This is a genomic window from Cryobacterium sp. PH29-G1, assembly GCF_030063365.1.
Lineage (GTDB): Bacteria > Actinomycetota > Actinomycetes > Actinomycetales > Microbacteriaceae > Cryobacterium.
In genome coordinates this window covers 114,573-125,305 of sequence record NZ_JASISY010000010.1, presented here as the reverse complement: position 1 = coordinate 125,305, position 10,733 = coordinate 114,573, and the positions used below count along the sequence as shown (strand labels likewise).

The following is a 10,733-nucleotide window of genomic DNA, read 5'->3' as shown; positions in this document are numbered from 1 at the left end:
GCTTGAGCATGCGTGAAGCAACCATTTTTCCGCTCTCGCGGGTCGATCAGCACCTGGGTGCGCTGTTGGCGAAGGTTGAACAGGCCGGGTAACGTCAAAGCATGACTGCCACCTCCTTTAATACGCTCCTCTCTGCCCAGATCGGCAACGAATTCGCTGCGTCGCAGCAGTACATCGCAATTGCGGTTTGGTTCGACACCCAGTCGCTGCCGCAGCTGGCCGGCCACTTCTATCGCCAGTCCCTCGAAGAGCGCAACCACGCGATGATGCTCGTGCAGTACCGCATGGACCGCGATCTCGAGGTCGTCATTCCCGGTATCCCGGCCGTCAAGAATGATTTCGCCAACGCGGTCGAGCCGATCAGTCTGGCCCTCGCGCAGGAACGCCAGGTCACGGCCCAGATCGAAGCCCTGTTCCGCGCGGCCCGCGCCGATGGCGACGCGCTCGGTGAGCAGGCGATGCTCTGGTTCCTCAAGGAACAGGTCGAAGAGATCGCCTCGATGTCAACCCTGCTCACCATCGCCGAACGTGCCGGTGACAACCTGTTCGACATTGAGAACTTCGTCGCCCGCGAGAACGTCGGCGACGGCGGTCTCGAAGCGGATGCCCCCGGTGCCGCCGGTGGAGCGCTCTAGCCCCGGGGCGCTCACCTCCCAGAACCTGCAAGAATTGCCGCATGGCTATTGCAGTGACCCCGCCGCGCGGAATGCGCGATTTTCTTCCCGCCGACAAAGCGGTGCGTGAACGTTCCCTCGGCATCATCCGGGAGAGTTTTCGTGCGCACGGCTTCGACGAGATCGAAACACCGGTCATGGAAGACTCGGCCCGCTTGCACTCCGGTCTGGGCGGCGACAACGAGAAGCTCGCCTTCGCCGTGCTCAAGCGCGGCCTGAGCCCGGCGGATGTCGCCGTCGCGGCCGAGAACGAGGATCTGCTGTCCCTGGCGGACCTCGGACTGCGCTTTGACCTGACGGTTCCGCTGGCACGGTTCTACGCCACCCACCGCGCTGCACTATCCCCGGTGTTTCGGTCCATTCAGATTGCCCCGGTCTGGCGGGCCGAACGCCCGCAAAAGGGGCGCTACCGCCAGTTCATGCAGTGCGATATCGACATCATCGGTGAGGCCGGCGCGCTCGCCGAGATTGAACTGATCACAGCGACAGCGGAAACCCTCGACAAGCTCGGGCTTACGGGCTGCTCCATTCGCATCAACGACCGGCGCATTCTCTCCGCACTGCTCGCGCACTGGGGCGTCGCCATCGAACTGACCGAACGGGCCCTGATCGTGATTGACAAGCTCGACAAGATCGGTGTCGACGGCGTGGCCACAGAGCTGCACAGCCTCGGCATCGACGCCCCCGATTTGGCCGCCCTGCTCACCGAGCTCGGCACCGGCGGCTGGTCACTCGGCGACAGCGCGCCGGCCTGGCTGGACCCCGCCGCGTTCAGTGACCTCACGGCATTGCGTGCCGCGCTGCCCGGCGTTGACCTCGTCTTCGATCCGACGCTCGTGCGCGGCATGGGCTACTACACCGGCACGATCTTCGAGATCTCCCACCCCGACCTCAGCTACTCCCTCGGTGGCGGCGGCCGCTACGACGGCATGATCGGCCGGTTTCTCGGCACCGACGTGCCGGCCTGCGGTTTCTCGATCGGCTTTGAACGCATCGTCGATCTGCTGCACACGGATGCCGCATCCGCAGAGCAGGCGGTGGTTTTGGTCTACGACAAGGACGCCGACCCGGCCAGCCTGGTCGCGCTCAAGCGTGACCTCGTGGCCACCGGCTTGCGCGTGAGCCTGGAACGCCGTACGAAAAATCTGAAGGCTCTGCTCGACCGCGCCGGCGATGCCGGCTACGGGCGTTTCGCCTTCGTCACAGCAGCAACCGGGTCGGCCGCCGACCTCGAGTTCAAAGCCCTCGGCGCCTGAGGCGAGCCATCCGGTTCAGCGGATCTACCCATGGGTTTGGTTAGACTGAATTCGCCCGGTGTCCCCGGCGCACACCGACCTTCATCCGACTCAACCCCGGCGTCTACGTAGACGTTCACCCCGACAAATCAGGAGACAGTTGTGGCCCTAATTGAGGCAGTAGACGCACGCGAAATTCTCGACTCCCGCGGAAACCCGACCATCGAGGTCGAGGTACTACTCGGCGACGGAACGGTCAGCCGTGCTGCGGTGCCGTCCGGCGCATCCACCGGCGTGTTTGAGGCCTATGAGCTGCGCGACGGTGACAAGGGTCGTTACCAGGGCAAGGGCGTGCTGAAAGCGGTCGAAGCCGTCATCGACGAGCTCGGCCCGGCGGTCGAAGACATCGACGCCACCGATCAGCGCATCGTCGACCTCGTGCTGATCGAAGCCGACGGAACCGACAACAAAGAGCGCCTCGGCGCCAACGCCATCCTCGGCGTGAGCCTGGCCGTGGCGAAGGCCGCGGCCAGCTCGGCCGGCCTGCCACTGTTCCGCTACCTCGGTGGCCCGAACGCGCACACCCTTCCGGTTCCGATGATGAACATCATCAACGGCGGCTCGCACGCCGACAACGATGTTGACATTCAGGAATTCATGATCGTTCCGATCGGCGCTGAGTCGTTCAGCGAGGCACTGCGCTGGGGCGTTGAAACCTACCACTCGCTCAAGGCGTTGCTGCAGTCCAAGGGCCTGGCCACCGGACTCGGCGACGAGGGCGGCTTCGCCCCCAACCTGCCCAGCAACCGGGCCGCGCTTGACTTGATCGTTGAAGCCATCACGAACGCCGGCTACGTGCCCGGCAAGGACATCGCTCTGGCCCTCGACGTGGCGGCGAGCGAATTCTTCACGGACGGCAGCTACAACTTCGAGGGCAAGTCGCTCTCGGCTGAGCAGATGAGCGCGTACTACGCCGAGCTCGTCACCGACTACCCGCTCGTCTCGCTCGAAGATCCGCTCGAAGAGGATGACTGGGACGGCTACGTTCACCTCACCGCAGCGCTCGGCGACAAGGTGCAGATCGTCGGAGACGACCTGTTCGTCACCAACCCGGCGCGTCTGGCCAAGGGCCTTACGCTCAAGGCCGCGAACTCGATCCTGGTCAAGGTCAACCAGATCGGCACCCTGACCGAGACGATGGATGCTGTTTCCCTCGCCCAGCGCGCCGGCTACACCGCGATCATCTCGCACCGCTCAGGCGAGACCGAAGACACCTTCATCGCCGACCTCGCCGTGGCGACGGACTCCGGGCAGATCAAGACCGGCGCCCCGGCACGCAGTGAGCGCGTCGCGAAGTACAACCAGCTGCTGCGCATCGAAGAAGAACTCGGCGAGGCCGCGGTCTACGCCGGTCGCGCCGCGTTCCCCCGCTTCACCGCGTAGCCCCGCTCACCAGTACATTCGGGCTCCCGACCACCGAGTCTTCGGCGGTTGGGAGCCCACAGCTACACTCGGTACCATTTTTGAACAGCACCGCATCCGACGAGCCAGCGAGAGGAGCTGCCATGGGCCAGAAACGACCCGGTTCCGCACCACAGAAGGCCCGGCAGCCACCCGTCGGGTCGCCGGTTGATACGCCCGCTGGAGGCTGGCTCCGCAGCATCCGCTTTTCGGGCTTTTCGCTTGTGATGATGGTCGTGCTCGTTCTCGCCGTCGTGGTACTGGCGCCGAGCCTGCGCACCTACGCCGAGCAGCGGCAGCAGATCAGCCGGCTCAGCGCGAGCGTTGCCGATCAGAAAGCCGAGGTCGATCAGCTCACGAGCCAGCGCGAGCGCTGGAATGACCGCACCTACATCACAACTCAGGCCCGCGAACGACTCTCGTACGTGCTGCCGGGCGATATCAGTTTTCTTGTCATCAACGATCTGCCCGTCGTAGCCCCGCTGGAAGCGGAGGCCGCACCGGTCAGCACCATTATTCAAAGCACCACGATTGATTGGCTGGGTTCCTTGTTCGCCTCCACCATGACCGCCGGCCTCGCTCCGCAGGCTGCGGCACCCGCCACGGACGGGGCCACGCCGTGACCCGGCCGCCATTCGACCCGTTCAGCCAGGCCGACATCGACCTCGTCTCGGCTCAGCTCGGCCGCCCGGCCCGCAACGTCGTCGGTATCGCCGCTCGCTGTGTCTGTGGCGCCCCGACCGTGGTCGCGACCGCTCCGCGCCTGGCCGACGGCACCCCGTTTCCCACGCTGTACTATTTATGCCACCCGGCGGCGACCGCGGCGATCTCGTCGCTCGAGGCCACGCAGGTCATGAACGAGTACAACGATCTGCTCGCCAACGATGACGACGTGCGCGCCGCCTACGAGCGTGCGCACGAGAGCTTTCTGCTCGACCGCGACCAGCTCGGCCTCGTGCCGGAAATAGCCGGAATCTCCTCCGGTGGCATGCCGACCCGGGTCAAATGCCTGCATGCCCTCGCCGCTCATTCTCTGGCCGCCGGGCCCGGCGTGAACCCGATCGGCGACCTCGCGCTCGAACGCGCCCCCTGGTCGCCCGCGGTCTGTGTTTGCCTGGACTACGCCGCCGAAGCTGGCGTACCGGCGTCAGGCGAGCAGGAGCCAAGTGTGCCCGTGGCGGCTTCGGAGTGACTCCGATCGCCCGTCGGCTCAGCGCGGGCATTGCGATCGCCCTCGCCACGGCACTATTCGGCGGCACCATCGCCGGCTCCGTTCTACTCGATGCACCCGCCGCACACGCCGATCAAATTCGTGACCTCGAGTACTGGCTCGGCGACTACGGGTTCGCCGAAGCTTGGAACACCACTCGTGGTGCCGGTGTCACCGTTGCCGTCATCGACTCCGGAGTCGACGGCAGCGTCGCTGAGCTGAATGGGGTCGTGACCGGGGGAACGGATGTCTCCGGCCTCGGTACCGCAGACGGCCAAACTCCCGTAGCCGGCGACGATGATGACGGTGAACACGGCACCCTCGTGGCTTCGCTCCTGGCCGGTCGTGGCACCGGAGACGGGACCGGCCTCATCGGCGTGGCGCCGGAGGCCTCGATCCTGGCGGTCTCGGTTGCGTTCGGCAGCACACGGTCCGCCGTCAGCAACGATGATCAGATTGCGCAGGGCATCCGTTGGGCCGTTGACAACGGGGCCGACGTCATCAACATGTCACTGACCCGAAACACGCTGTACTGGCCGGAGAGCTGGGACGACGCTTTTCTCTACGCCTTTGAAAACGATGTCGTCGTCGTGGCCGCGGCCGGCAACCGGGGGAGTGGCACCACCGAAGTCGGTGCTCCCGCGACGATCCCCGGCGTGCTGACGGTCGCCGGTGTGGACCGCAACAAATCGGCGAGCTTCGACGCGTCCTCGCAGGGCATCACCATTGCCATCGCCGCACCGAGCGAGAAATTGGTCGGGGTCATGCCCGATTCGACCTACGTGCAGTGGGACGGGACCAGCGCGGCAGCGCCGATCGTGTCCGGGCTCGTGGCCCTCGTGCGGGCGGCGTATCCCAACCTGGATGCGGCGGGAGTCATGAATCGCGTTATCGCCACGGCGAACGCGAACGGCCAGTCCGTGCCCAGTCCGATCTATGGCAACGGTCTGATCGATGCCGCAGCCGCAGTGACGCGCTATGTTGCGCCGGCGACCGGAGCGACTCCCAGCGAGCTGCTGACCGAGTGGATCACGCTGCACCGCCGGGCTGAGATCGAGGTCGTGCCCACCGAGACACCCGTTGCCGAGGCTCCGGTGGCTGCCGATGACGACCCGGCGTTACCGGTGCAAAATATGCTCAATGCTTGGCTGCCGAACCAGCTGACCCTGACGTATATCAGCCTTCCGCTCGCTCTGCTCGTGGTGTTTGGTATCCTAGTAACGCTGCTCGGCATTGGGGCCACTCGGCATATCAAGCGAATTCGGCGCAACCCCAAAGATTTCGCACAATCATAATCATGTAGGAGGCCTTCTCATCGTGCCCAAAATTCTCATTGTTGGTGGCGGATACGCCGGTTTTTACACGGCATGGAAGCTCGAGAAGTGGCTGCGATCCGGCGAAGCGGAGGTCACCATCGTTGACCCGCTGCCGTACATGACGTACCAGCCCTTCCTTCCGGAGGTCGCTGCCGGTTCGATCGAGCCGCGTCACGCGGTCGTGTCGCACCGCCGTCACCTCAAGAAGACCAACGTCATCTCGGCCAAGGTCACCCACGTGAACCACGCGGAGAAGACCGCCACCATCACGCCGCCGACCGGCGAGCCGTACGAGTTCGCTTACGACATCGTCGTGGTGACCGCCGGTGCCGTGTCGCGTACGTTCCCGATTCCGGGCGTCGCCGACTCGGCTATTGGTCTCAAGACCATCGAAGAGGCCGTGGCGATCCGCGACCGCGTGCTCACGAACTTCGATCAGGCCGCCGCATTGCCGGCCGGCCCCGAGCGCGACCGCCTGCTCACCTTCGTTGTGGTCGGTGGCGGTTTCGCCGGCATCGAGGTCTTCGCCGAGTTGCGTTCCTTCGCCACCTCGTTGCTCACCCTGTACCCGGAGATCAGCTTCGAAGAGACCAACTTTCACCTCATCGAAGCTATGGGCCGCATCATGCCCGAGGTCTCGCTCAAGACCAGCCTGTGGGTCATTGACAATCTCGCCGGGCGCGGTGCTCAGATTCACCTGGATACCCAGCTCACCAGCGCGGTCGACGGCAAGATCGAGCTCTCCACCGGTGAGACCTTCGAGACCGATCTCATTGTCTGGACGGCCGGAGTCATGGCCAACCCGACGATCGTGCGTCACACCGACCTTCCCATCGAAGAGCGCGGTCGCCTGCAGGTTCGCGCCGACCTGCGTGTGGGAACCGAAGACGACATCATCGCTGACGCCTGGGGCGCCGGCGATGTGAGCTGCGTTCCCGACCTGAGCGGCGGCGGCGTCGGCGGCAACTGTGTTCCCAACGCTCAGCACGCTGTGCGTCAGGGCAAGTTGCTGGCCAAGAACCTTGTTGCCGTGCTGCGCGGCGAAGCCCCGGTGCAGTATTTCCACAAGAACCTGGGCGCGGTCGCCGGCCTCGGCATCGGCGTTGGCGTGTTTCAGTCCGGCAACCTCGCTATCAAGGGCATGCCGGCTTGGTTCGCGCACCGCGGCTACCACGGAATGGCCATGCCGAGCTGGGAGCGCAAGCTGCGCGTCGTCGGCGGCTGGGTCAACAATCTCTTCCTCGGTCGCGACGTCGTCTCGCTGAGCGCCACCGAAAACCCGCGCGCCGTATTCGAAGAGTTCGCCTCGCGTCCGAAGCCGCCGGCGGCAGCTGCAGCACCGGCAGCACCCGCGGCCAAGGCCCCGGCCGCGCCGCGTGCACCTCGTGCGCCGCGCAAGCCCACGGCCAAGGCTGCCGCAACGGATGCCGCAGCGCCCGCGACCAAGGCGCCCGTCGCCAAGGCCCCGGCTGCGGAGAAGTTTGCCGCCGAGGCATCCGCTTCGAAGTAGTGTTTTCTGTAGGTGCTGCCGGACGAGACCATCGCCCGGCAGCACCTACGCTGTAAGAGCCCGTCTTAGGGCATGCCCCCATAGCCCAATTGGCAGAGGCAGACGACTTAAAATCGTCACAGTCTGGGTTCAAGTCCCAGTGGGGGCACCGCGTTTATTTCTATGCTGATCTGGATTTTAACTTGGTAGCAGGGGTCCCAGGACCTTCGTTTGCCCACATTTTGCCCACACTTGAATTCATTCGGGCCTGATCGAGGGCCACTGCGACGCTGTCCAAGTCGTCATCGAAGAGGTCGGCGTACACGTCGAGGGTCATCGCGGCCGAGCATCCACTGCAGCGCCTTGACGTAATCTGAACCGTGTAAGTCACGACAGACCGAGGTCACGCTTTTCGTCCTCCCAAGGAACGGGCGTCTCACCAAGTCGCTCTGTTTCCTCCCAAGCTGCATCGACTGCCCGGATGTCGGCGAGTTCATCGGAGTCCTCAATCAGCTTATTCAGCTGGTCGGCGTTGATGATCGCCGCGACAGGTCGCTTGCTGCGAGTCGGATACACCGGGGCGCGCTGCGGAAGGTCTCGCCGTGTAGTTGCGCAGAAGGCCGTTGCGGTTCTTTGGGCGGCGGCGACCCGGTCAGTCGTCCTCGGGTAACTCGGCGAACGCCGACTTGGTGGAGGAATACCAGTCCACTGATCGTTTTGGGTGCTTCCAACGATCTTTCATTTCCTTGTGTGCTTGTTCGTGGGTAGTGTCTCCGGACTTGATGGCGTCTTTGAGATGGCGGTCCTGGGCCTTGATAACCTCATCAGCGGTTTTGCCGTGCATCGGTTCTTCACAAGAGCCGCCCAGCTGGCGGCAGGTCAGTGTTTTCATCGACTCGAATCCTAACTATGAACGCGTCGCCCCGATTGGGGTTGGGTACCTGTATGACGGTGGAGCGCCGGGAAGTGTGACTGCTGAGGGGTTCGTTTGTTGCAGGCCGCCGGTCAGTTCCGCTGCGCTCCTGCAGCACGGCGGATGAGGCGTTCCAAAATTGCCGGGTCGGCGATGAAATCGATTCGATCGACAACCCCGTTGACGACTGTGAAATCGAACGCGACCCGCGGCGAGCCACGATGAAACCATGCTGCGCCCGGGCGGCCGTCGATGAAGACGGGCAACGCGGCTTTGGCCGCGCCGTTGAACATCGCTGCGACTGCGCTCCGTCCTTCCATTCGGGTTGGGGTTCCCGCCGAGATCGCCGCTTCATCACCGGCGACCACCGCCCCTGGCGCCAGCAGCGCCAACAGCTGCTCAAAATCGCCCTGCCGGGCGGCGGCGAGGAACGCATCCACAACTTCCCAGTCAGCTCGGCCCTGTACGCCCTGCGGGCGGACCTTGCTGCGCGCTCTCGAAGCGAGCTTGCGTGCAGCGGCGGGAGTGGTCCCAAGCATCGCCGCGATCGTGGGGAAATCAATACTGAAGCTGTCGTGGAGCACGAACGCTACCCGCTCATTCGGTGTGAGGCGGTCCAAGACCACCTGGAGCGCAATCCCAACCGTGTCGGCCAGGGCAAGTGCATCGGCTGGATCTTCAGTCAGCGAAGGGAACGCCAGATCGTCCACGAGGATCGGTTTCGGGGCGCGCAGTCTGTCCAAACAGAGCCGCGTGGTCACCGTGGTCAGCCAGCCGGGCAGGTTGTCAATGACAGCCTCGGTGGAGTGGAGGCGCAGCCACGTTTGTTGGACGATGTCTTCGGCCTCTGCGTCGTCACGCAGGATTCGTCCGGCAATACGCAACAACCGGGGGCGCTCCCGCTCGAAAGCTGCAGTCTCGTCCATGGGGATCACGCTTTCCGTCGAGGTCTCATACTATGGGTGACGTGCGGGCTGCGCCCGGTGTGACAGAGAGGTAGCGGAGATTCCGATGACGTCGATAGATGAGATCATTGCCGCACTAGGCGACTGGCGTGGCGACATGCTGGTCCACATTCGCGGCTTGATTCTTGAGGCCGACGCCGATGAACTGTTCAACGCCAGTCAGACCGCAGGTGTGAGGCGAGCCATCGACCTGTACGAGGGCGACAAGATCAACGCCACAGCCTGCCACGGGCTCGTCCGCGCAGCGGCAGCGCTCAACGCGTCCTAGACGAGCGAACCCGATCGATTCAGTGGGCCCAGGCGGCGATCGCCGTGCTGTGCCGAGGAGCACACTGCGCCCACCGACCAAAGACGGTATGAGCGCGGTCGAAGATTCCTGCTTTCGGCGCCGGTGTGCTGCTGGTTTGCGTGGCAATGACCGGGTGCACGGCACACAGCGAACCCACGTCGAGCGGTTCCTCCCGGCCGACGCCCAGTGCTACCCCAAGCCTTCCAAGCGCTTCCGAAGAATTTGCAGCGCAAGACACCATCGTTGCCAAGACCTACCCTGACCGGGTTCCCGCGGGAACCTACGCCGGCAACTCTGACACCGTTATCACGGTACCGCCAGCGACCTCGGCGGGGCAGACGATGATCGTGATGATGCTGAACTGCACCGGCAATGGCAGGTACTCGATCACGGTCAACCAGCAGCACCCGAACGCGGTTGGCGCTACCTGCGGCGACGCGGGGCTCGCTGTCTTAGCAGTTCCACTCGACAGCCCGGCAGGCGCGCAAACCCTGGAAGTATCCATCCCAAACGCCAGTCAATACTGGCTCTCGGCGTACTATGCACAGAAATAGGTGAGCAAAACGTCAAAGACTACGACCCTTACCAAGTCCCGAGCGCGATCTATCGGATAGATTCGGCCCATGACGAAACCACAAAACGTCGGACCGTACGAGAAAGTTACGCAGCGGGCCTGGTCGGAGTGGGTTGCCTTGATCGACGAGATGGGCGGCAGGGAGCTAGCTCATCCCGACATCGTGCCGCTGGTGCAGGATGTCATCGCGCAGCTGGAACTGAAGAGCCACGGCTGGTGGGCGCAGGGCATCACGATCGCATACGAGCAGCACATCGGCCGCCGCATCCCCGGACAACAAGGGGACGGGACTTTTGCCGCCAGTGCCAGTAAAACAATCCCGGGCTCGATGGATGCGGCAATCGCTTCCTGGATGGCCTTGGTTGACGGCCGCACCTCGTTCAACGGGTTCGAGATGACTGACGACCCCACGACGTCAGCGACCGCGAAGTGGCGCTATTGGCGCTGTGGATTGGAGGACGGCTCTCGTGTCAACGTCACCGTCAACGAGGCGACTCCAGGCAAGTGTCGAGTGGCGGTGCAACACAGCCAGCTGGTCTCGCCCGAGGCTGCGGCAGACAGCAAGGCATATTGGAAGGCACAACTTCTCGGGTTGTGATGGAGAACG

The 10,733-nt window shown here is 64.1% G+C and carries 12 protein-coding genes and 1 tRNA gene; 10 read left to right on the top strand and 3 right to left on the bottom strand.

Going from position 1 to position 10,733, the window contains the following annotated elements:
• Positions 1 to 101 precede the first annotated feature (101 nt).
• The 8 genes from QMK22_RS13175 to QMK22_RS13140 all read left to right on the top strand — a co-directional run bounded on the left by QMK22_RS13175 (position 102) and on the right by QMK22_RS13140 (position 7,554).
• The gene (locus QMK22_RS13175; RefSeq protein ID WP_283498101.1) at positions 102 to 635 is read left to right on the top strand and encodes a ferritin; all 534 of its coding nucleotides are present in this window, start codon (positions 102 to 104) and stop codon (positions 633 to 635) included.
• Positions 636 to 676: 41 nt separating this feature from the next.
• Positions 677 to 1,930, top strand: a complete 1,254-nt coding sequence (gene hisS / locus QMK22_RS13170) for a histidine--tRNA ligase (protein ID WP_283498100.1) — start codon at positions 677 to 679, stop codon at positions 1,928 to 1,930.
• Between the two features lie 141 nt (positions 1,931 to 2,071).
• Positions 2,072 to 3,352: a phosphopyruvate hydratase gene (eno, locus tag QMK22_RS13165; protein WP_283498099.1), complete on the top strand. Its 1,281-nt coding sequence runs from the start codon at positions 2,072 to 2,074 to the stop codon at positions 3,350 to 3,352.
• A 122-nt stretch (positions 3,353 to 3,474) separates the two neighbouring features.
• The gene (locus QMK22_RS13160) at positions 3,475 to 3,993 is read left to right on the top strand and encodes an FtsB family cell division protein (protein WP_283498098.1); all 519 of its coding nucleotides are present in this window, start codon (positions 3,475 to 3,477) and stop codon (positions 3,991 to 3,993) included.
• The gene (locus QMK22_RS13155) at positions 3,990 to 4,562 is read left to right on the top strand and encodes a DUF501 domain-containing protein (protein ID WP_283498097.1); all 573 of its coding nucleotides are present in this window, start codon (positions 3,990 to 3,992) and stop codon (positions 4,560 to 4,562) included. The genes QMK22_RS13160 and QMK22_RS13155 overlap by 4 nt, the downstream gene beginning before the upstream one ends.
• Positions 4,559 to 5,875 carry a S8 family serine peptidase gene (locus QMK22_RS13150; RefSeq protein WP_349361085.1) on the top strand — a complete coding sequence of 439 codons (1,317 nt, stop codon included), beginning with the start codon at positions 4,559 to 4,561 and terminating at the stop codon, positions 5,873 to 5,875. The genes QMK22_RS13155 and QMK22_RS13150 overlap by 4 nt, the downstream gene beginning before the upstream one ends.
• 22 nt (positions 5,876 to 5,897) lie before the next feature.
• Positions 5,898 to 7,406: an NAD(P)/FAD-dependent oxidoreductase gene (locus tag QMK22_RS13145; RefSeq protein WP_283498096.1), complete on the top strand. Its 1,509-nt coding sequence runs from the start codon at positions 5,898 to 5,900 to the stop codon at positions 7,404 to 7,406.
• A 74-nt stretch (positions 7,407 to 7,480) separates the two neighbouring features.
• Positions 7,481 to 7,554: transfer RNA gene (locus QMK22_RS13140), tRNA-Leu, on the top strand.
• Positions 7,555 to 7,772: 218 nt separating this feature from the next.
• Here QMK22_RS13140 and QMK22_RS13135 read toward each other — a convergent pair.
• The 3 genes from QMK22_RS13135 to QMK22_RS13125 all read right to left on the bottom strand — a co-directional run bounded on the left by QMK22_RS13135 (position 7,773) and on the right by QMK22_RS13125 (position 9,224).
• Positions 7,773 to 7,961 carry a type II toxin-antitoxin system Phd/YefM family antitoxin gene (locus QMK22_RS13135; protein WP_283498095.1) on the bottom strand — a complete coding sequence of 63 codons (189 nt, stop codon included), beginning with the start codon at positions 7,959 to 7,961 and terminating at the stop codon, positions 7,773 to 7,775.
• 76 nt (positions 7,962 to 8,037) lie between these two features.
• Positions 8,038 to 8,277, bottom strand: a complete 240-nt coding sequence (locus tag QMK22_RS13130; protein ID WP_283498094.1) for a DUF1059 domain-containing protein — start codon at positions 8,275 to 8,277, stop codon at positions 8,038 to 8,040.
• Between the two features lie 113 nt (positions 8,278 to 8,390).
• Entirely contained in the window at positions 8,391 to 9,224 is an 834-nt protein-coding gene (locus tag QMK22_RS13125) for a sigma-70 family RNA polymerase sigma factor (RefSeq protein ID WP_283498093.1), read from the bottom strand.
• Positions 9,225 to 9,309: 85 nt separating this feature from the next.
• On the opposite strand from QMK22_RS13125, the gene QMK22_RS13120 reads away from it, so the two are divergent.
• Both QMK22_RS13120 and QMK22_RS13115 read left to right on the top strand, forming a co-directional pair.
• On the top strand, positions 9,310 to 9,531 hold the full coding sequence (locus QMK22_RS13120; protein ID WP_283498092.1) for a hypothetical protein: 222 nt from the start codon (positions 9,310 to 9,312) through the stop codon (positions 9,529 to 9,531).
• A gap of 644 nt (positions 9,532 to 10,175) precedes the next feature.
• Entirely contained in the window at positions 10,176 to 10,724 is a 549-nt protein-coding gene (locus QMK22_RS13115) for a hypothetical protein (protein WP_283498091.1), read from the top strand.
• The last annotated feature ends 9 nt before the right edge of the window (positions 10,725 to 10,733 follow it).